General features: G+C 38.0%; 22 protein-coding genes. 19 read left to right on the top strand and 3 right to left on the bottom strand.

Annotated features, from left to right (window positions below; all coding sequences use genetic code 11):
- Positions 1-41: 41 nt before the first annotated feature.
- The 13 genes from K3T81_RS02245 to K3T81_RS02305 all read left to right on the top strand — a co-directional run bounded on the left by K3T81_RS02245 (position 42) and on the right by K3T81_RS02305 (position 12,457).
- Positions 42-395: a mediterrocin family bacteriocin gene (locus tag K3T81_RS02245; protein WP_238017980.1), complete on the top strand. Its 354-nt coding sequence runs from the start codon at positions 42-44 to the stop codon at positions 393-395.
- A 94-nt stretch (positions 396-489) separates the two neighbouring features.
- Entirely contained in the window at positions 490-2,472 is a 1,983-nt protein-coding gene (locus tag K3T81_RS02250) for a DUF1430 domain-containing protein (RefSeq protein WP_238017981.1), read from the top strand.
- Positions 2,469-3,077 (top strand): ABC transporter ATP-binding protein, encoded by a 609-nt coding sequence (locus K3T81_RS02255; protein ID WP_238017982.1) that lies wholly within the window; start codon positions 2,469-2,471, stop codon positions 3,075-3,077. The genes K3T81_RS02250 and K3T81_RS02255 overlap by 4 nt, the downstream gene beginning before the upstream one ends.
- A complete protein-coding gene (locus K3T81_RS02260) occupies positions 3,074-3,532 on the top strand; it encodes a hypothetical protein (protein ID WP_238017983.1) in 459 nt (152 codons plus the stop codon). The genes K3T81_RS02255 and K3T81_RS02260 overlap by 4 nt, the downstream gene beginning before the upstream one ends.
- A 478-nt stretch (positions 3,533-4,010) precedes the next feature.
- On the top strand, positions 4,011-5,192 hold the full coding sequence (gene spoIID / locus K3T81_RS02265; RefSeq protein WP_238017984.1) for a stage II sporulation protein D: 1,182 nt from the start codon (positions 4,011-4,013) through the stop codon (positions 5,190-5,192).
- A gap of 346 nt (positions 5,193-5,538) precedes the next feature.
- Positions 5,539-6,417, top strand: coding sequence for a stage II sporulation protein SpoIIQ (locus K3T81_RS02270; RefSeq protein ID WP_238017985.1), 879 nt, complete (start codon positions 5,539-5,541; stop codon positions 6,415-6,417).
- A gap of 251 nt (positions 6,418-6,668) precedes the next feature.
- Complete coding sequence (locus tag K3T81_RS02275) at positions 6,669-7,682, top strand: AimR family lysis-lysogeny pheromone receptor (RefSeq protein WP_238017986.1); 1,014 nt, start codon at positions 6,669-6,671, stop codon at positions 7,680-7,682.
- Between the two features lie 132 nt (positions 7,683-7,814).
- Positions 7,815-7,997, top strand: coding sequence for a hypothetical protein (locus tag K3T81_RS02280; protein WP_036578452.1), 183 nt, complete (start codon positions 7,815-7,817; stop codon positions 7,995-7,997).
- A gap of 486 nt (positions 7,998-8,483) precedes the next feature.
- Positions 8,484-8,768, top strand: a complete 285-nt coding sequence (gene spoIIID / locus K3T81_RS02285) for a sporulation transcriptional regulator SpoIIID (RefSeq protein WP_036578451.1) — start codon at positions 8,484-8,486, stop codon at positions 8,766-8,768.
- 520 nt (positions 8,769-9,288) lie between these two features.
- The gene (gene mreB / locus K3T81_RS02290; RefSeq protein ID WP_106898009.1) at positions 9,289-10,290 is read left to right on the top strand and encodes a rod shape-determining protein; all 1,002 of its coding nucleotides are present in this window, start codon (positions 9,289-9,291) and stop codon (positions 10,288-10,290) included.
- An 87-nt stretch (positions 10,291-10,377) separates the two neighbouring features.
- Positions 10,378-11,181, top strand: coding sequence for a flagellar hook-basal body protein (locus tag K3T81_RS02295; RefSeq protein ID WP_238017987.1), 804 nt, complete (start codon positions 10,378-10,380; stop codon positions 11,179-11,181).
- Between the two features lie 19 nt (positions 11,182-11,200).
- On the top strand, positions 11,201-12,031 hold the full coding sequence (locus K3T81_RS02300; protein ID WP_106898007.1) for a flagellar hook-basal body protein: 831 nt from the start codon (positions 11,201-11,203) through the stop codon (positions 12,029-12,031).
- A 48-nt stretch (positions 12,032-12,079) separates the two neighbouring features.
- A complete protein-coding gene (locus tag K3T81_RS02305) occupies positions 12,080-12,457 on the top strand; it encodes a DNA-directed RNA polymerase subunit beta (protein WP_202606741.1) in 378 nt (125 codons plus the stop codon).
- A 78-nt stretch (positions 12,458-12,535) separates the two neighbouring features.
- On the opposite strand, the gene K3T81_RS02310 is transcribed toward K3T81_RS02305, so the two are convergent.
- Positions 12,536-12,685: a lmo0937 family membrane protein gene (locus K3T81_RS02310; RefSeq protein ID WP_106898006.1), complete on the bottom strand. Its 150-nt coding sequence runs from the start codon at positions 12,683-12,685 to the stop codon at positions 12,536-12,538.
- 134 nt (positions 12,686-12,819) lie between these two features.
- On the opposite strand from K3T81_RS02310, the gene fabZ reads away from it, so the two are divergent.
- A complete protein-coding gene (gene fabZ, locus K3T81_RS02315) occupies positions 12,820-13,239 on the top strand; it encodes a 3-hydroxyacyl-ACP dehydratase FabZ (RefSeq protein ID WP_106898005.1) in 420 nt (139 codons plus the stop codon).
- A 132-nt stretch (positions 13,240-13,371) separates the two neighbouring features.
- On the top strand, positions 13,372-13,677 hold the full coding sequence (locus tag K3T81_RS02320; RefSeq protein WP_106898004.1) for a hypothetical protein: 306 nt from the start codon (positions 13,372-13,374) through the stop codon (positions 13,675-13,677).
- 199 nt (positions 13,678-13,876) lie between these two features.
- Here the strand turns inward: K3T81_RS02320 and K3T81_RS02325 are convergent, their stop codons facing one another.
- The gene (locus K3T81_RS02325) at positions 13,877-14,065 is read right to left on the bottom strand and encodes a YjfB family protein (protein WP_106898003.1); all 189 of its coding nucleotides are present in this window, start codon (positions 14,063-14,065) and stop codon (positions 13,877-13,879) included.
- 72 nt (positions 14,066-14,137) lie between these two features.
- A complete protein-coding gene (locus tag K3T81_RS02330; RefSeq protein ID WP_238017989.1) occupies positions 14,138-14,296 on the bottom strand; it encodes a hypothetical protein in 159 nt (52 codons plus the stop codon).
- A gap of 216 nt (positions 14,297-14,512) precedes the next feature.
- On the opposite strand from K3T81_RS02330, the gene K3T81_RS02335 reads away from it, so the two are divergent.
- From K3T81_RS02335 to K3T81_RS02350, 4 genes are all read left to right on the top strand, one after another.
- The gene (locus tag K3T81_RS02335; RefSeq protein WP_106898002.1) at positions 14,513-15,004 is read left to right on the top strand and encodes a competence protein ComK; all 492 of its coding nucleotides are present in this window, start codon (positions 14,513-14,515) and stop codon (positions 15,002-15,004) included.
- Positions 15,005-15,278: 274 nt separating this feature from the next.
- A complete protein-coding gene (locus K3T81_RS02340; protein ID WP_106898001.1) occupies positions 15,279-16,160 on the top strand; it encodes a TetR/AcrR family transcriptional regulator in 882 nt (293 codons plus the stop codon).
- Positions 16,161-16,194: 34 nt separating this feature from the next.
- Positions 16,195-17,052 carry an efflux RND transporter periplasmic adaptor subunit gene (locus K3T81_RS02345; RefSeq protein WP_238017991.1) on the top strand — a complete coding sequence of 286 codons (858 nt, stop codon included), beginning with the start codon at positions 16,195-16,197 and terminating at the stop codon, positions 17,050-17,052.
- A gap of 3 nt (positions 17,053-17,055) precedes the next feature.
- Positions 17,056-20,130 (top strand): efflux RND transporter permease subunit, encoded by a 3,075-nt coding sequence (locus K3T81_RS02350; protein ID WP_238017993.1) that lies wholly within the window; start codon positions 17,056-17,058, stop codon positions 20,128-20,130.
- The last annotated feature ends 215 nt before the right edge of the window (positions 20,131-20,345 follow it).

Genomic DNA, 20,345 nt, shown 5'->3' on the forward strand with positions numbered 1-20,345 from the left:
ATAATTTGATGTAATTATAAGAAGAAAGGGGGGGATGTTTTATGGTGAAAAAGTTTGCAGCTAGTTTGTTAGCGCTCTCAATAGTGGTTGGAAGTGTGGCTATACCAAATGCAGCTGAAGCAGCATCAGTTAGTGCCTATTATTCTGGAAGTTTTAAAACCGCTTGGGAAAAGAGTAAATCTTCGTATGATAATGCTGGTACGTTATCATACGGTTATAACACAGCTTGGATAAATGAAGATAATGCTCATGGCTATCATTCAAAAAACGATCATTACGCATCTGTTTCAAATGGTAACGGTAGCTTTACAAGTGGAAACAAAGGCGCTGGTAAGGTTGCTAAGATTGAAGTAAGGCACAAAGGATCTTCTATTAGATATTCCATGAATTACTAATAAACAAATAAATTCATCAAAGGTTGACCTCTTCTTCTTAAAAACTCAAGAAGAGGTTTCCTTTTTTTCTGGATTATTAGACAGGGGTATAAATATGAAGAAGATAAAGTATATATTTGCCATGACCTTATTTATAATTACTTTTTCATTTATTGGGGAAAGTTATATTTTTTATTTAGATAATTTTACTGGCAGTTTTTATAGTACATCCCTCTATAAGCCAGATTATGTATCTAATCAGAAAATGAAATTAGATGTAAAAGAATCAAAAGAAAAAAATGATATAGGTATATTTATCGTCGACCAAGAAGTAAAAAGTAATATTGAAATGAATATTTCAATATATGGAACATCAGAGGCGAACAAATATTTAAAAGATAAGTTATCGATTAAAGACACCACATATAAAAGTATGTTTTCCGGTAAAGTTACGGTTACTTATCATAATTTTGATGAAATCACTGATATAGGCAAATATGAAAAGTATTTCCTAGTAGGAGATCAAAAAAACATTGCTTCATTTAAAAATTCACTTATCGATACTTATGGCGGAAACCACCCTAAAATTGAAGATGACTATAATGAAAGTAAAAAAAATATTATATATGTATGGTCGATTATTATAATTGTCATACTCCTATTTACATACTATGATACCATTTTTCAAAAAAAAGAAGCTTTGGTAAAAGTTACTTTTGGAGAAAAAATCAGTACGTTAATACGTAAAAATGTATGGTGCGATACACTAGTATTCGTAAGTTTATTCATTATATCAATATTATTTACATCCATTTTTTCAAATTCTATATTTCAGTACTGGATTTCAATATGTGTATTTATAGTTTTTATTATAATAAATGCACTTATATATTTAACCCTATATAAGTATAACCTTAGAGAAGTATTTTCGAATAGTAAAAGCAAAAACCAATTATTAAAAATTAATTATGTCTTAAAAATCATTACTATTGTTCTAGCAATTACTGTATTATCAGGTAGTATAGCTATAATTGACCAAGGCTTATCATTTTATCAACAGAAAGATTTCTTTAAATATCATAAAGAATATAATTACATACAGTTTGATTATAAGTTAACAGGTGATAATGCTACGGATGATTTACTTATTAACAAAAGTGCAGATGTTAGAGAGGAATTTTATAAAGAAAATTTTAATAACGCAATTCAGTTAGTGAATATATCGGATAACCTTGACCTAAGTGTACCATCTATCTTGGCTAATAAAAATGCAATACCATATTTGAAAGATAATATTCCTGAATTAAACAGACAGTTATTAAATGAGGAAAAAGTGTATTATATTTTACCTGAAAAACATGCAGATGATAAATTACTTTACGAAAGTTTAAGAAATATATATGGCTTTTTTAATAAATTAGAAAGTAATAGTAATGTAGAGAGTGAGGTAATTCTCTATAATACAAATACTGAATTAGTAAGTATTGATGAGATAAATTATATGAATAGAAGTAAATTGGCTCAAAATCCAGCTATTATTTTAAATAACACCTCTACTGAAAATTCAATTTTAGATACAGAAACTAATTTGAGAAGAACTTCCTATGCACATGATATTATGTACCTCATTTCTGAAAAGAGTTATCAATCTTTTGTTACTAAAAATGATTTAACTGATCAAATTCATTTAAAGACAAACATTTATGAGCTTTATCAATATAATTGGACATTAATAAAACGAGGGATTTTTATTTCCTCCGTGTTGTTTTCTTTAGTGATATTACTAGAATTAATTATTATTAACTTAATATTAAGATTAGAGTATGAAGTAAATGCAGTAGAACTTTCCATAAAAAAAATCATGGGGTATTCCTCCTTGCAAAAGAATAGGAAGATAATATTTATAACATTGTCAGCAACCATTACCAGTATTGTCCTATCTTTAATAGTAAATCATTTATTCGACATATCACAATCCAAATATTTTCTTTATGGTGGCGCTATTCTATTAATCATAGAAATACTCTTTATCATGACAAATATAGCTAGGATAGAGAAAGCTAAGATATCAAAGATCTTAAAAGGTGGCTCGCTATGATTAATATCGAAAATTTAACTAAAAAATTTGGAGAAAAAATATTATTTAGAAACCTAAACATCAAGATTGAAAACGGGGAATTTATTGCCTTCTCTGGGCCAAGCGGAAGTGGGAAAACTACACTGCTAAATATGATAGGAGGGATTGAAACAATTGACGAAGGTGAAATTATCGTAGATGGAATTAATGTCCATGATAAAAAATCTCAACTTTTATATTTCAGAAAAAAAGTAGGGTTTATTTTTCAAAATTTTGCATTAATTGATAATAAAACGGTAAAAGATAACCTAGAAATTGTAAGGAAAGATAGTAGAAATGATTTATCAATAGAAAGCGCATTAAGCATAGTAGGGCTTGAAAATAAATTAAAGGAAAAAGTATATATGCTCTCAGGCGGGGAGCAACAAAGAGTGGCTTTAGCTAGAATAATGCTAAAACAAACATCTTTAATTCTGGCGGATGAGCCCACAGGGTCACTTGATGAAAAAAATGCAGAAATAGTTATGTCAATATTAGAGAACTTTAACAAACAGGGAAAGACTATAATTCTAGTAACGCATGACGAAAGGATTAAAACTAGAGCAAAAAGGGTGATTGAGTTGTGAAAAAATACAAGAAAATTTTAATTATATTTGTTTCGTTAATTTTATTATATAATCTTGCGTGGGTAGGTGTATTTTATCTAAAATATACTCCCTATACAGATAATATCCCTAAAAGAGAAAACGGAATATACCTTTTATCAGAGAGAGGATATCATTATAGTGTTAAAAAACCATCTTATTTATCTTTTACAGGTAATCTTGCCATCACAAACGACGAAGACGATCTTTCATTAATCATTTGGCCATTATTAACTGGAGGGTATGAATATGGTCTTCAAATTCTAGGAGAAAACAACAATTTTTATTCAGTAATGGTGGACTCTGATATGAATTATTTAGATGATGAGAATTCTGAATCCATGGATAAAGACTTGGTAAATTCTTTAATTAATAAAAGAGCTGTTGAAATCGAGGCCTTTAAGTCTGAAGTAAACCGCATATGGGGTATAAATTAAATTACTCAACTTTTCCAGAGAAAAAACTAACTATTATCCGGTCTTCTTTTCATTGATGGTCCAAACAAGGCTAACTTGTTTTTCATCTAACCAACCATCTTTATGAATAAAGTTCTATCTTTCTGGCGTCTAATAAAGGAGCGGAGGATAGGGAGTGTAACTTGACGACCAAGAAATTGCTACGGCTATTTTAGATCACCCGTCCACCGTTCTGAAGTTCATCATTTTGAAGGAGCTAGTAATAGAATTAAATCTTGAGTGTTTTAAACAAAGGAGTGTTCACATTAGTAAGCAAAAGGTGTTTAAAACTATTTGACGGGTCAGGGGCGCCTTTTCTCTGTCTCATTTAGTTAGGTCTCCCAAAATGCGTAGGTTTTTTTCATTCTTCAGTTCTATTGCTTTCTCTTTTTGTATACGTTTAATAGTGGGATTGCTAGATTTGAAATGAAACATAAACCATAGTGAATGGGGGATTGTGATGAAAAAAAGACATTATAAAATAGGAAAAACCAACAAACTAAAGAAGAAAACCATACAAGAGCGGATAAATGCGAAGCAGAAAACATCCATTACAATGAAAGCTCCCAAGAAAGAGTTAAATAAAACTAACCTCTTATTAAAAAGTAAAAAGAATCACTTCTTGGGGAAGCAACCAAAGAAATGGAAGCTGCCAACAGCTATCCTCCTTACAAGTCTATTCTGCCTTATTTTGCTCATTCCTACTGTGATTGTTGTAATGTTTGGGGATGCTGCAGGGAGTGATACAACAAGTCAGGAAAAGAAGGCAGAGGAATCCGTTGAGTTGGAATCCTCACCCTTTTCGGTAGCTGTCATGCGTTCGAATTTAGAAAAGGTGGATAACGTTCCCTTGGAGACATATGTAGCCGGAGTGGTGGCTTCTGAAATGCCAGTCGAATTCGAAATGGAGGCATTGAAAGCACAAGCCCTCGCAGCAAGAACTTACATTGTGAACTATAAGTTGCATGGCGATATAACGGAAGAGGCAGATGTAACGGACACCGTCCAGCACCAAGTTTATAAGGATGAAGCAGAATTGCAAAAGCTGTTTGGTGATGAGTACCAGGAAAAAATGAATAAAATTAAAGAAGCAGTGAACGCGACAAAAGGAGAGGTGCTTACCTATAAAAAGGAACTGATCACACCAGCATTTTTCTCCACTAGTAACGGCTTTACAGAGAACTCAGAGGATTATTGGAAGGATGAGCTTCCATATCTACGCAGTGTGGAAAGTCACTGGGATGAAAACACACCTAAATTCCTTGATCAGCAAACCTATTCGATCAACCAGGTAGAGCAAGCACTTGCTACAAAGATTCCGTCAGATAAGGCGCTCTCCATTGAGATTACCAGAACAGATGGGCAACGGGTGCAGGAGCTGACGATAAATGGGGATGCTTTTAGCGGGCGAGAAGTAAGGGAGAAGCTGGAGTTACGGTCGAGCGACTTTACGATAGAACAAAAAGATGATCACCTTATCTTTACTACGAAAGGCTATGGCCATGGCATTGGCATGAGTCAGTATGGAGCAAATGGGATGGCTGAGGAAGGGAAAACCTATAAAGAGATTGTGAACCATTATTATAAGGATGTTGAAATTAGTACTGTAACAGATACAGCACCAGCCCTCGTTGTGAAATAGACGAGGGTTTTTGTTTTTGTATGGAATTACATCTGCGGATCTGCAGCGTGCGTTGCGGTATCGCCAGTAAGCACCAAAGTATCGGCCGAGAGCGTCGCAGCATCACTCGAGAGCACTGCAAGATCGCCAGTGAGTATCAAAGTATCAGCTGAGAATGCACCAGTATCTCCTATGTTTACCTCTATTCAACGACAACTTTGCTCCTAAAACTCTTTAACATTTAGAATGAATGAACCTCTTACTATCCCCGTCTTTTTAAATAAAATGCATTAATTCAAAAAAATTTTATCTCTTCATGTATAGATATCCCGTTTTCTGATCAGAATGGTTGTTGAGGTGATGATCAATGAATGAAGAAAACAAAGCTTCAAAAAACAAATGGAGCCGTATTTTCAAGAAAAAATGGTTTTTTCCAGCAGTCTATTTAACAATTGCTGCCGTGCTTCTTTCAGTTGTTGTATGGTATCAGAATACGGAAAACCAGGTCCCTGATGCACAGGAAGACCAGGAAAACTATGTTCCGACACCAAATGATGAGGAAGCAGAACCTGTTTTAGAACAGCAAGAGATTATTCAAATGCCATTAGCGGATCAGGGACAAGCAGAAATCGTAACTAAATTCTATGACTACAACGCAGAACAAGAGGATCAGGAAAATGCTTTGGTTCTTTACAACAACCGTTACTATCAAAGCACAGGTGTAGATATTGCAACAGCTGAAGGTGAAGCTTTCGAAGTTGTCGCTGCACTGACTGGAACGATTGATGAAGTAAAAGAAGATCCGCTTTTAGGAAATGTTGTCGTGATTTCACATGAGAACGATGTTAAAACTTACTATGCTAGTCTTGAAGAGGTAAGTGTAAAGGCAGGCGCAGAAGTTAAACAAGGTGAAAAGCTAGGAACTGCAGGGAAGAACTTGTTTGGACAAGATAGTGGCACACACGTTTATTTTGAACTTAGAAAAGAAGATAAGCATGTAAACCCAGAGGATTTCTTTAATCAGCCGGTAAGTAGCCTAGAGAGCGCTACAGAAGAAGCGGTAGATAGTACAGAGTCTGATGAGACAACAGAACCATCTGAAGATGAGGCAGTCGAAGATGAAGCTTCAGAAGAAAATGCAGATGAGAAAGATAAGACAGAAGAAGACGCTCCTGTAGATGAAGAGGAAGATGATGCATCTAACGAAGAAACAAATGATGAAACCGAGTCATCTGAGAGTGCTTAATTAATTTAAGAAAAGATCCTGAGACTTCTAATAGAGTCCAGGATCTTTTTTGGTTTCCTAAATATAAGAACTTCCTTCTATTACGAGAATGCTATGTGATCCTTGCGAATTTTGTCGAACGATCGTCGATTTACAGGGATTGAAATGTGTTATTATAAACATTAATAGAATATCTTGTTGATAATTAGCGAAAATAGTGATCTTCTTCCAAGTAAAACGGTAAAAGGATGGTAGAAAGGAGATTCCCTACTATGGTTACGCCTTCAATATTTATCTCGGATAAAGAGAAAGATAACCTATCACTAAGAGAGCTTATGGAAATACTTTACCATGAACACCCTGAAGATACCGTAATAGAGTTAACAAGAAAATGGTGCTTACAATCAAATTCGGATGACATTCTCAAGAAGGGAATGGAGTTTCTTTATATGAATGGTTTTTATAAAGACCTACAAGTCCTGATTGAGAAAAATAGCCAATACCCAACATCCACAAATCGAATGTGGGCAGCAGTTTATCAAAACATTCTGGATCGAAGGCTTAAAAAGTATACTCCCCATGAATCACTCCAAAGAATCAAGCATATCGAAACGAAAGATCCTGAATTAAAGTGCCTAGTAGAATTTTTTAAAGTAACAACATATTACGAGTTAAATCAATTCAGCAGATTAGGAAATTTCCTCGCTATACAACCTGAATTATTCGCGGTTGTGGAGGATAAGCTATTGCTTTCTTATTTCAAAATACGACTTAATCAGATTCTGCTTACTTATCATCTTACAAGAAACGAACTCATTATGGCCCGTAAATATGCCTTCAGGGTTTTGAACCAAACAGAAAATCCAAGAACGATGGCGAGCATGCATATAAAACTGGGTTTATCCTATACCTTTGATACGTACTTCCAGGGGATGTACCACCTTAGCGAAGCGGTAAAGATTGCCAAACAGCACAAGTTGGATAAAGTAGTAAAGCTTGTGAAAGAGCGTAATATTCCCTTCCTTTCCGCCCATTTTAATCAGGTCGAAAATATATCATCACCAGACCCCAGTGAACAGGCGCATATCGAAATTGCGAAAGGAAACAATCAAAGGGCAATCGAGCTTTTAGATGACCTACCTTTAGACAGCCCCTTCCAGTTATATTACCTTGGCAAAGCCAAACAAGATAAAAACCTACTTCTTCAATCCTATAACTTTTTTATTGAAAAACGGAGTGACTACTTCTTTAGCAGACTACCACTTTCGTTGCTAAAGCAATTGTAAGCCTGAGGGGAGAATTACCCCCTCATTCATCATTCTTTCATCCCTCACTTCAGTCATCTCAAGTAACTATCTATTTGTTTAAAAGGTTCAGCTTTTTCTTTTACTGCTAAAATCCCTTAAGGAGGCAATAAAATGAAAAAGTTTAAGTCTTTTCTATTAATGGCAGTTTTAACGGTTATGGTTTCCTTGGTTTCTGGTACTCTATCTACGCACGCCTCGTTAATGCTAGATCCTGGTCTCGGTGATATGGACATATATAATCCAGGTTTTGGAGAAATGATTGCACGTGACCCTGGGTTAGGGGATATGGATTAACAACGGTTAAAGTAGGTAAAAAGAGAGAGATTCACGTAGGAAGATCAACAGTTTTATGCTTGAATTGATAAAAGAAAAGCTGAACCTTATTTTATATAAATAGATCATACTTTTTTTTCACCCCTTTAAATTCCCCAACGGATGTTTTTTCAAAAAAATACTGCTTGTCCTCTTTTACAAAGATGCAATTTTAATCATAAACCCTTCAATCGAATAATAAAATGTTACAAACCAAGCATTCAGTAATGTCTCTGAGGTGAGAGCTTGTGTGGCTTAACGTTACTTATCCAAATGGTCCCCGATTTATAGAGATAAATTACAGAATATTAAGTTAATATTGGGTAAAAGGTATAACGGTCCTTTCGCTTCAATATACATAATGATGAAACAACAACAGAATACAAGTACTCCAATGTGAGCCACTTAAGATGAACACCTTGTCTCAATAGACACCTCGGAACTAACCAACATAGGGAGGCGAACGGTGTGCACGACTACATCAAAGAAAGAACGATCAGGATAGGGAATTACGTATTGGAAACGAAAAAGACAGTCCGCGTGATAGCAAAAGAATTTGGTGTTTCTAAAAGCACTGTCCATAAAGATTTGACAGAGCGTTTGCCACAAATTAATCCTGATCTTGCATTAAAGGTGAAGGAAATTCTAGAATATCACAAGGCGATTAGACACTTGCGAGGAGGAGAAGCTACTAGGAAAAAGTACAAGATTGAACCACAAGTAAAAGAGACGGAACCAAAGCCGGTAGGATAGGATCAATTCTTTCGCTTTTGGTTATATAAAGTTGGAGGAGAAAATAAGCCTAAGCAGGTTTTGTTTTCTCCCTATTTACGTGAACAAAAGGTTGGCAAACCTGGGCTCCGGATAGCTCCATAAGGCAGACACACTTCTCAACAAAAATCCCATAAAACCCCCAATTTTTTCTAATAAAATGCAGTTAATTGTTGAACTTTGTGGTAAAATATAATATTAGTAGTCCATGCTCAAAAGGAGGATAAAAAAGACCGAGGTCGGCTAAGATCGCAACGTCCTGGGGCTGCGCTAACTCGCCCCACCGAAAAGATTTGTTGCAATGCCGACACTAACACGTCCTGTGTGTCGAAGTTCGAGGCGGCGTAGCTTTGAGTACTGGAACGTATGTAATTAATACGTGAAGAACGCAAAAGCAAGCTAACGAAGAAATTCGATGTGTCATTTTTACCGGACTCTTTGAGCAACCTCTAGTAGGAATATGTAAAAAATGAAGTAATTTAAAGTAGGAGGATCTTGATTCATGTTTTCTAGGGATATTGGAATTGACCTTGGAACTGCCAATGTTTTAATTCACGTAAAAGGAAAAGGTATCGTTTTAGATGAACCATCAGTTGTTGCGATGGACCGCTATACTGGAAAAGTACTCGAAGTTGGCGAGGAAGCAAGACGCATGGTTGGACGTACACCAGGAAACATTGAAGCCATCCGTCCGTTAAAAGATGGAGTAATCGCAGACTTTGATGTAACAGAAGCAATGTTAAAGCATTTCATAAATAAAATTAGTGTAAAAGGATTCCTTTCAAAGCCAAGGATGCTAATTTGCTGCCCTACCAATATTACGAAGGTAGAACAAAAGGCAATTAAAGAAGCAGCAGAAAAATCCGGTGGGAAAAAGGTATACCTAGAAGAAGAGCCAAAAGTAGCAGCGATCGGAGCTGGAATGGATATATTCCAACCAAGCGGTAATATGGTCGTTGATATTGGTGGTGGTACAACAGATGTAGCTGTTTTATCAATGGGAGATATTGTTACCTCTGAATCCATTAAAATGGCTGGGGATAAATTTGATATCGAAATTCTTCAATACATAAAGAAGCAGTATAAGCTTCTCATTGGAGAGCGCACAGCTGAAAATATTAAAATAAATGTTGCGACCGTCTTCAAAGATTCCCGAAATGAAGAAATGGAAATTCGCGGAAGAGATATGGTATCTGGTTTACCAAGAACCATTACTGTCTATTCAGCTGAAATCGAAGAGGCATTACGTGAATCTGTCTTTCTTATTGTACAAGCCGCAAAATCTGTTTTAGAGAAAACGCCTCCAGAGCTATCTGCTGATATCATTGACAGAGGTGTGATTTTAACTGGCGGTGGTGCAATGATTCATGGTATTGATCAGCTGCTTGCTGAAGAATTGAAAGTACCAGTTCTAGTGGCAGATGAGCCGATGCATTGTGTTGCAAAAGGAACAGGCATCATGCTGGAAAATATTGATAAGCTTGAACGCAGAAAAGTTGTTTAAGTAATTAAATACAATGAAGAATGAACCGATAAATAAGTATACCCATTATAAAAAATGATGAAACATAAAAATAAGGAGGAGAGCAGTTTGTTAAGAGGATTTTATACTGCAGCGAGCGGGATGATTGCCCAACAGCGTACACAGGAATCTTTATCGAATAATATTGCAAATGCGAACACACCTGGATATAAAGCTGATCAGACTTCTCTCAAGGCATTTCCAGAGATGCTGATGCAACAAATGGGCGGCAAAACCATCCCCACCTCCAATTCTTTTAATCTTCCTGTTCAAAACCCAATCGGTCCATTGAACACTGGAGTATATGTACAGGAAGCAGCGCCTAACTTCATACAAGGGGACGTACGTGAAACAGGAGTGTCGACAGACTTGGCTCTTGTAAACGGTACATTACCTGATGAAGAGGGTGCTCTTCTGTTTTCCGTGCAGAACGAAGATGGCGATGTTCGCTATACAAGAAATGGTAACTTCACGGTGGATGGACAAGGCTTCCTTGTGACAAATCAGGGGTATTACGTGCTTGACCAGGCAGGGAACACAATTCAGACAAATGGTATGGAATTTACCGTGACAGAAGATGGCCTTGTTCAGACAGAAGCTGGAGAAAGTGTACTTGGGATTTCCTATACAGACGATGCCAATGGGTTAGCGAAAGAGGGAAATGGCCTATACAACGGCGATGCAGATGCTGTTCCAGCTGATGCTACCTATTCCATTCAACAAGGCTTTCTTGAGCAGTCAAACGTTGATTCTTTACAGTCAATGACACGGATGATGGAATCCTACCGACTGTTCGAAACGAACCAGCGTGTACTGCGCGCCTATGATGAGAGCATGGGGAAAGCAGTTAGTGAAATAGGAAGGCTAGCATAGGTCGGATAAGGAGGAACATATGTCTAGAACAATGATCCAAGCAGCAGTAACAATGAATCAATTACAAAGTAAACTCGATTTAATTGGGAATAATATGGCAAATAGCCAAACAACGGGATATAAAAGCCGGCAAGCTGAATTTTCATCCCTTTTATTTCAACAAATTGATAATATGACAGACCCGGCTGGGGCTGAAGGGCGTCTAACTCCAGATGGCATCCGTGTAGGATCAGGGGCCAAGCTTGGTTCCATTAATTTGGATTTTACTACGGGTAGTATAAAGGAAACAGGTAGAGAGCTTGATGTTGCTTTGTTACAAGATAATCATTTTTATCAGGTGCAAGTGACAGAGAATGGGACCCCGGAAACCCGTTATACTCGTGATGGGGCTTTCTACTTAAACCCGGTAAACAATAATCAAGCGGTTATGCTTACAGATAGTGAAGGTAATCCAATACTCGGTGAGAATGGAAGTATTGTAATTCCCGAAGGATTTGATTCTATTTCCATTGATGAATCTGGGCAAATAACTGTTAAGCGTGGAAATCAGGTGGAGAATGCAGGTTCTATTGATGTCGTAGAGGTTGTACGACCACGTTTACTTGAAGCAGCAGGAGAAAATGGGTTTAGGCTCCCTAATTTGGCTGATCTGGGTTTTGCGATGAATGAAGTAGTACAAGACCCCACCACCCAAAATCTAGTGAAAAGTGGAGCATTAGAAAATTCCAACGTGGATATTTCTAAACAAATGACCGATCTCATTTCGACACAGCGATCATACCAGTTTAATTCACGAACGATTTCGATGGGGGATCAAATGTCTGGGTTGATTAACCAACTTAGGTCATAAGACTATCTAAGGAATGCTATCCTATGGTAAAATGCTAGGAAAGCACATATGAATCGTGTATATCAGGAAGTAAGGGAGAAACAAACCATGTCAACCGAACGAGAGGCGAAACAAGGTATGGAGCAGCAAACCCGGAAAGCATTTAAAAAGGGTGCGAAAAAAGAGACAACAGTGGAAGCAAACGAGTCCAAACAATCAAGAAAGAAGCAAAAAGCTGAGAAAAGCAGCGCTAAATCTAAAAAAAGAGCAAGATTGCGCATTTTCCCAATTTGGTTGCGTATCATTGTCGTACTGCTTTTTGCTATGATCGCTCTCGTTGCTGGTCTTATGGTAGGCTATGGCGTAATAGGAGATGGTACGCCTTTAGACGCCTTGAAAACTGAAACATGGCGACACATTATAGATATTGTCACCAAAACGGAATAAAGCATCTCATCCTACCCGGGATGAAATGCTTTTTTAGTTATTTATTAAATTTTAAACGGCTCTCTTAGCTTTTGTGCGTTACTTGGTTATTTTTTTCCCTGTTACGAGACGGTAAATTAAAACAACCAGGGCAATTACAAGTAGGATATGCACTAATCCGCCTGCGACATCAAACGCAAAGCCGATAGCCCATAAAATAAGTAGTATAATTAAAATGGTCCAAAGCATGAGGTTGTCCTCCTTTCGAGTGTTGTTGCTTATTATTAATTGGTTTACTTTGATTAATACCTTATTTTGAACGTTTTTAAACTTTTCTTTGCTATACTATATACATAACCCCATTAAAAGATAGGAGAATAAACATGGAAATTGAACAAATAAAAGAGACTATTCCCCACCGTTATCCATTTTTATTAGTGGATAAAGTGTTAGAAATGGAAGAGGGAAAACATGTTAAAGCATTAAAGAATGTTAGTATCAACGAACCATTCTTTCAAGGGCATTTTCCAGAATATGCTGTTATGCCAGGAGTGTTGATTATTGAGGCACTTGCACAAGCTGGCGCAATGGCGATGCTTGGCATGGAAGAAAATAAAGGGAAGATCGGCTTTCTTGCCGGTGTAGATAAATGCCGATTCAAACGTCAAGTAAGACCTGGTGACCAGCTTGAATTAGAAGTGGAAATTACCCGATTAAAAGGGCCAATTGGCAAAGGTAAAGGGATTGCAAAGGTTGCTGGCGAAGTCGCCTGCGAAGCAGAAATTATGTTTGCGATAAAATAGTAAGTTAACGTTGCTATTAGTTTGCTCCAAATAAAAACTTTCACCAAATAAATTTTCTAATAGTAAATGTATCACTTCTTTTAAAATGGTTATGCTAAACGCGATAGCATACATTTTAAAGGAGGAAATGAAATGAATAAGAAGTTTTTATTAAAGCTAGGTGCTCCGTTATTAGCCATTTCTTTGGTTGCAGCATGTGGAACAGATGATGGAAATGATCCTGCTGATGAAGAGGCTCCAATGAACCAGGAAGATGATAATAACAATGAGAATCCAGTTGAAGAAGATAACGGTAATACAAATGATCAAGATGGTATGAATGGTGACGGCTCCGGTATGGAGGGAGACCCAGGAACAGACCAGGAAGATCAGGGCATGGATACGGAAGACCAGAATAAAACAGACGAAGAAGAAAACATGGGAGCAGGAAGCCAATAACCTTCTTTCGTCCAATTACATCTAGAATTTAAAAGCAGAGAACTTTGTTGATTGCCGTGGCGGTATAAAACCACTGGTTGATCATAGAAAGGTGGTTCTGCTTTTCTTTTGTTACAAAACTAAAAAAGCGCGACTATACTCGCTAGTGCGAGAGCCACGCTTTTCTGACGGAAGTAAAGTTTACACCCGTCTGATCCCCTTACCCTTTTAGGTCAATTTGTTTACCGAGAGAAGGGTGTGGAGCAACAGGGCTTTCTTGTTGGAGCATTTTCACTAGACCTTGCCCTTGCTGTTCCATCATTTTCATTGAGTTATCCATTACGGCAATACCAGCATTGGAGCGAACGTGCTGATTAGCCATTGCCATAGAGAGTGCTGCAATATCCACGTAAATCCCCCCAAATTAAGTTAACTCCATTATAGCATATAAAATATGGGGAAGTTTACCTGTATTAAGGACTTAAGAATCTTTATCCTCTTTCTTCTTGTCCTCTTCTTTTTTTTCATTGCCTTGAGCTGATTCCATATCTCCGGATTGTAACTGAGAGTCTTGTTCACTATCCTTATGATTATTTGTAATGTCGTCCGTTTTCTCTCTGCGTTCTTGTTTGTCTGCCATGATTAGTCCTCCTTACAAATATTAAACTCATTATTTGTTGTTCCCGTTTTTCTTATACAAAAACATTCTACGGTGAAAAAGGAGGAAGAGGCCCATACTTCTGCATAATTATTTATTAATATGAAAAAAATTAAATTTCAGAAAAAAATGAATACCAAATCATGTTAATCCATAGTAAAATAGACACATACATACTTTGAGGGGAAGGGGTAAGAGATGGGAGAAACAATAACATCCGTATACATTATTACACCAAAAACAAAAGCAATTATTAGCCATGAATCGTCCTATTACAAATCTCTAATCTATGAAACGGGTAAAGAACGTCATTCTATTCATACTCCAACGCAAATTATCGACAATAATTGTCTGATATTCGGTGCTAGCCATGAGGGAATTAAGAAGTCAGTGAAAGATATTCTTAGAGCATCGAGTAAGCTACCGATTCCTGTTATTCCACAGGAAGGTGTGTATATGATACCTACTGCTTCTTCCAAAAACAAAGACTGTGTGTGGATTTCTTACCATCAAATTGCTTCTTATGAACAACAAGGGGATAAGACTTATATTTCCTTTTTAGATGGGACCGGCATCTATGCTTCCACGACAGAGAGCTCCTTTGATATGCAGTATAAAAGAACAAGCCAGCTTATTGTACATTTAAATCGTAGCGTCATTTTCGGAAGAGCGGCCTTTCCATCCACTTAACGAGAGATGATAGCTAGTAAAACAAAATGAAGGACCTATGGCCTAAAACGGGCAAGCCCTCACAAAAGTGTAAAAGAGGTATAGTATTTCATCACACAAGTGTCATGATTCCATGGCACTTATTTGTTTGTCACAAAATAGACACACCCTAAAACTTGTGTAAAGAGGCTTTCAACTAGTAAGCTTATAAGGAACATAAAATGACTGACCAGTTAGTCATTAAAATAACTGAAACTAATTACATATGTAATCGTACAAAGGAACAGGTGTTTAAATGAATGAAAAAAAGATGAAGCTGATAGAGACCGGAATGAGACTGTTTGCTCAGAAAGGATACTATAATACATCTATTCAGGAAATAGCTAGCGAATCAGGAATATCGAAAGGTGCCTTTTACATTCACTTTAAATCTAAGGAGGATTTTATCTCCACCTCTTTTGAATATTTTCACCATAACTTATCTGTTAAAATGAATGAGGTTAAGGCCGAAAATGATGATCCGAGGGAAAGTCTTGCCAATCAAATAACGGTTTTATTTGATTTCTTATATAAGTCTAAGGACAGTATTATGATGTTAATTCGAGAGAATATCTCGATCGGTGAAAATACAGATAAACTGATGGAACACTTTAAAGTGGAGAATTTCAATTGGCTCAAAGAAAATATTACGGCCATCTATGGTGAAACAGCAAAGCCCTTCTTAATTGATTTAATTATCCAATTAGGTGGTTTGCTAGATGGCTACTTTAAGTGGATTGTGCTTGACCATGTATCGATTGAAAGGAAGGAGGCAGGCGCCTTCCTTGTCAGACGGCTTGATGACCTAATGGAGGGAATGGTACAGCGTCAAGAAACGGCTCTAGTTACGGTTAAACAGATCCCTAAAAAATATAACCAAGATGATAATAAAGAAAACATGCCATCTGTTGAAGAAATATTTGCCAAGCTTAGAGGGAAGCTTTCTGATCTTTCAGTGTCAGAAGAGGAACTAGGACGTTTAGGCGAAGCGATTAAAGCATTGGAAATAGAATTTCAGAAAAAGGAGAGTCAAGCGGTTGTTATCCAAGGATTGCTTGCACATTTTAATCATCACCCTACCTTAAAAAAAGAAAGTTATATGTTAAGCAAAATTGCAGGCATTAAACTTTTACAATAAATTGTGAATGAATGAATGGAGAGGAGCTACATACATGAAAAGATGGATGATAGGTATTACAGCAGTTTTATTAATTGGAATCTTAGCTGCTTGTAATCAGGATGAAGATACAAATCAAGAAGAGGAAAAAAGGATTATCCCTGTAGAAACACAGGAAGCTAAGAAGGATAATCTTGTTATAGAGAGATCTTTATATGGCAGGGCAGCGGCTAGTTCAACATCTCCGATTATGTTGCAAGCTGCAGGCGAGGTAGATTCCCTAGAAGTAGAAAATGGTGATATGGTGGAAGAGGATGATTTGATCGCTACCTTATCCACGCCAGCAGGTAACCAAAATATAAGAGCATCCCGAGATGGTGAAGTGACACAACTTCGCGCAGCAGAGAGAGATATGGTAAGTGCAGAAGAACCGTTTGCGGTTATTGCAGACCTAGCTGAATTAAAACTTAATTTCACAGTGACTTCAGATGTCGTTGGCCTTTTGAAAACTGGTGACACACATCAGGTCGAGGCAGCTGACAAGGAATACGAGGCAGAAATAAGCTCTGTGGATTCAATGCCGGGTGAAAATGGGTTGTACCCCGTACAGGCAACTTTAAATAATGAGGAGAAGGATTTACTTCCTGGCGTGATTGCATCCATGAAGATCCCTGAGAAGACAGTCAGTGATGCAATTATTGTACCTACAGAGGCTGTAAACGAAGAGAATGAAGAGTCCTTTGTTTTTCTTGTGAAAGACAATAAAGCCGAGCGGGTAGTCGTAACGGTACTAGAAACTCAATCTGAGAACGCGGCAATTGAAGGTGATGTTTCAGAAGGTGACCAAATTATAGTAAGCGGCCATTTAGGGCTTACTGATGGTGATCAAGTGAGCGTCACGGGAGGGGAGTAAGTTTTGAAAATAGTAAATACATCCGTTAAGCGCCCGGTTGGCGTTATCATGATTGTGCTGGCAATCATTGCACTAGGAGTAGTTTCCGTACGAAGCCTAACGATTGATCTATTTCCCAAAATAGATTTACCAGTGGCTGTGGTAGCTACATCCTATCAAGATGCTGCGCCAGAAGAAGTAGAGAATTTGGTCAGTCGGCCAATCGAATCAGCTGTTAGTACAGTAGAAGGTATCGAAACAGTACAATCACAATCCCAGGCAGGTTCGTCCTTGGTTGTGATGATGTTCAGTAATGGAACAGACCTCGATCAGGCATTGTTAGACGTTAGGGAAAGTATCGACCAGGTTAGCGGTACATTGCCTGGACAATCAGGTGACCCTAGAATCATGCGTTTTAACCCTGATCAACTACCAGTCATGTGGGTTGGACTAACAGGGAAGGACACCGCCTCTTTAACCGAAGTTGCGGATGAGCAAGTAGTTCCTCTTTTGGAAAGACAGGATGGCGTAGGTTCTGTAACGGTTGAAGGTAGCCAGGAAAGAGAAATTCAACTTATTTTAGACCAGGAAAGTTTGCAGCAATATGGTGTAACAGCCCAAACAATTGCCCAGACACTGGGGAGCACGAATCAAAATGCCTCTGTCGGAACTGTGGAACAAGGGAATAAAGATCTACAGCTTCGAATGACTGGACAATTTGAATCGATAGAAGATATTGAAAAAACGATTATCCAAACAGAATCCGGTAGCACAGTACATGTAGAAGACCTTGCAAAAGTGGAAGACTCATTTAAAGAGGAGTCGAGTACAACACTTGTAAATGGAAAGCCTTCTGTTGTGTTATCCATCCTTAAAAAAACCGATAGTAATACGGTAGATGTTGCCACTACTGTGGAAGATAGTTTACAAGAGATAAAGGAAAACCTGCCAGCAGATGTTGGATTGGACGTAATCATTGATACATCAGACTTTATTCAAATGTCAATTGATTCTGTTGTACAAAACATTATCATTGGTGGTCTTATATCCATCTTTATCTTGTTGCTATTCTTAAAGAGTGTCCGAGCGACATTGGTTATTGGATTATCGATTCCAATTGCCATTATTGCAACATTTACATTGATGTACTTTACAGGAGAAACACTAAATATCCTTACATTAGGCGGACTGGCGTTAGGTCTCGGTATGATGGTGGATAGTTCCATCGTTATTCTAGAGCACATATACTCTTACCGAAAGCGAGGATACAGTCTCGTCGAATCAGCAACGAAGGGTGCATCTGAACTGGCTCCAGCCGTTATTGCTTCTACGACGACAACATTGGTTGTATTCTTGCCAATTATTTATGTAGAAGGAATTGCTTCCGATCTATTTACGCCATTGGCTTTAGCGGTATCGTTCTCGTTAATTGCCTCACTGATTGTGGCAGTTACGCTAGTGCCGATGCTTTCATCCAAATTGCTCTCAAAAGCAATGGAGGATAACGGAAGAAGATACTGGTTTGACCGATTCTTAGGCTGGATAAACGACAAGTATCGTAGTGTACTGAAATGGGTGCTTGGTCATAGAAAAACATCCGTTATCGCATCAATATTAGCGATCGTAGCGAGCTTAGGTCTTATCCCGTTCATTGGGGCAGAATTCATTCCATCGGCAGACCAAGGCCAAGTGGAAGTTCGAGTCGAGACAGAGTTAGGAAGTACGCTTGAACATACCGAAAGTATTGTAGATCAAGTGAATGAAAAACTTACAGATTTCGAAAGCGATATTGAAACCAATTATGTCAGCATTGGCGGAGGAAACGGCATTGGTGGCGGTGGCGGTAATACAGCCACTTACACGATGCAGTTAACACCATCAGGTGAACGTGAGGAAACTACCGCAGATATCGTGCAAGATATTGATAAAGCCTTGCAAGACATTGCCGGAGCAGAAATAACCGTAAGCTCTATGGATTCAGGAATGGGAACCGGGGACCCGATTCAAATTCAGTTAAACGGCCCAGAGCATGAGGTCCTAACAGAGCTTTCAGATCAAGTCGTAAACAAAATTTCTGATATAGAAGGTGTGTATAATCCAGAAAGTGGGGCGGATGAGGGCATCCCACAAATGAACATTGTGGTAGACAAAGAAAAAGCAGCAATGTATGGATTAACACAGGATCAAGTCTCTGGACAAATCCAGTTACAATTTACTGGCCAAGTAGCCACACAGTATCGTGAAGCAGGCCAGGAAATGGATGTTACCATGATCTACCCTGAGGGCGAACGCTCAAGTATTAATGATTTACGAGATACTAAAATTCAAACGCCAAGTGGTGCTGTTATTCCACTTGAAGAGGTAGCAGACCTTGAAAGCATGCAGGGACCAGCAGCATTAACCAGGGAAAATCAACAACCACAGCTGAATATAACCAGTGACATTTCGGGTCGTGATCTCGGGAGCGTAGTCTCCGATGTTGAAGCGGCATTGGAAGAGATGAATTTACCCGATGGTTACAATTATTCCATTGGCGGGCAAGCACAAGATATGGCAGAGTCATTCACCGATTTGGCATTAGCCTTGGTATTTTCCATCTTTCTCGTGTACGCGGTAATGGCAATTCAGTTTGAAAACTTCCTGTTTCCACTAATCATTATGTTTGCAATGCCTACGACAGTTGTCGGGGTGCTACTAGGATTATTTGTGGCAGGTATCCCATTAAGTATCCCAGCATTTATAGGGATTATTATGCTCGCCGGTATTGTGGTAAATAACTCCATTGTACTGGTTGACTATATTAATATTTTGCGACGAAACGGTAAAGATCGTTACGAAGCAATCTTAGAAGCAGGACCAAGCAGACTGCGCCCAATCTTGATGACAACATTAACAACTATCCTAGCAATGGTTCCACTTGCCCTCGCACTAGGGGAAGGAGCGGAAACACAACAACCGCTAGCAGTAACCATCATCTTTGGACTTGGTGTCTCAAGTATCTTTACACTACTACTCATCCCAGTGGTGTACACCCTGTTTGATGATTTAACATTAAAAATAACAAAAAGAAGAAAAAAGAAAAAAGGCTTAATAGAATAGGATAAGAGCTCTTCGCTTTACGGCGAAGGGCTCTTTTTTTAGTGGTTAGAAGGGTGAGAGAGCATCGGCAGTGCAAGAGAGGGACATCGGCTGAGAGGAGGGGAGTATCAGCCGTGAGCGAAACCATCGCCCACCAAGTCACGAGTACAATAAACTATTACTCCACAAAAAAACAGCAGCCTCGATATATATTCGAAACTGCTAATGTTAATCTT

Source organism: Oceanobacillus jordanicus (assembly GCF_022095695.1).
GTDB classification, from domain to species: Bacteria; Bacillota; Bacilli; order Bacillales; family Amphibacillaceae; genus Oceanobacillus_B; species Oceanobacillus_B jordanicus.

Coding starts and splice junctions, on each gene's coding strand:
- K3T81_RS02245 (WP_238017980.1), top strand. CDS start 42: ATGGTGAAAAAGTTTGCAGCTAGTTTGTTAGCGCTCTCAATAGTGGTT.
- K3T81_RS02250 (WP_238017981.1), top strand. CDS start 490: ATGAAGAAGATAAAGTATATATTTGCCATGACCTTATTTATAATTACT.
- K3T81_RS02255 (WP_238017982.1), top strand. CDS start 2,469: ATGATTAATATCGAAAATTTAACTAAAAAATTTGGAGAAAAAATATTA.
- spoIID (WP_238017984.1), top strand. CDS start 4,011: ATGAAAAAAAGACATTATAAAATAGGAAAAACCAACAAACTAAAGAAG.
- K3T81_RS02270 (WP_238017985.1), top strand. CDS start 5,539: ATGAATGAAGAAAACAAAGCTTCAAAAAACAAATGGAGCCGTATTTTC.
- K3T81_RS02275 (WP_238017986.1), top strand. CDS start 6,669: ATGGTTACGCCTTCAATATTTATCTCGGATAAAGAGAAAGATAACCTA.
- K3T81_RS02280 (WP_036578452.1), top strand. CDS start 7,815: ATGAAAAAGTTTAAGTCTTTTCTATTAATGGCAGTTTTAACGGTTATG.
- mreB (WP_106898009.1), top strand. CDS start 9,289: ATGTTTTCTAGGGATATTGGAATTGACCTTGGAACTGCCAATGTTTTA.
- K3T81_RS02300 (WP_106898007.1), top strand. CDS start 11,201: ATGTCTAGAACAATGATCCAAGCAGCAGTAACAATGAATCAATTACAA.
- K3T81_RS02305 (WP_202606741.1), top strand. CDS start 12,080: ATGAATCGTGTATATCAGGAAGTAAGGGAGAAACAAACCATGTCAACC.
- K3T81_RS02310 (WP_106898006.1), bottom strand. CDS start 12,685: ATGCTTTGGACCATTTTAATTATACTACTTATTTTATGGGCTATCGGC.
- fabZ (WP_106898005.1), top strand. CDS start 12,820: ATGGAAATTGAACAAATAAAAGAGACTATTCCCCACCGTTATCCATTT.
- K3T81_RS02320 (WP_106898004.1), top strand. CDS start 13,372: ATGAATAAGAAGTTTTTATTAAAGCTAGGTGCTCCGTTATTAGCCATT.
- K3T81_RS02330 (WP_238017989.1), bottom strand. CDS start 14,296: ATGGCAGACAAACAAGAACGCAGAGAGAAAACGGACGACATTACAAAT.
- K3T81_RS02335 (WP_106898002.1), top strand. CDS start 14,513: ATGGGAGAAACAATAACATCCGTATACATTATTACACCAAAAACAAAA.
- K3T81_RS02340 (WP_106898001.1), top strand. CDS start 15,279: ATGAATGAAAAAAAGATGAAGCTGATAGAGACCGGAATGAGACTGTTT.
- K3T81_RS02345 (WP_238017991.1), top strand. CDS start 16,195: ATGAAAAGATGGATGATAGGTATTACAGCAGTTTTATTAATTGGAATC.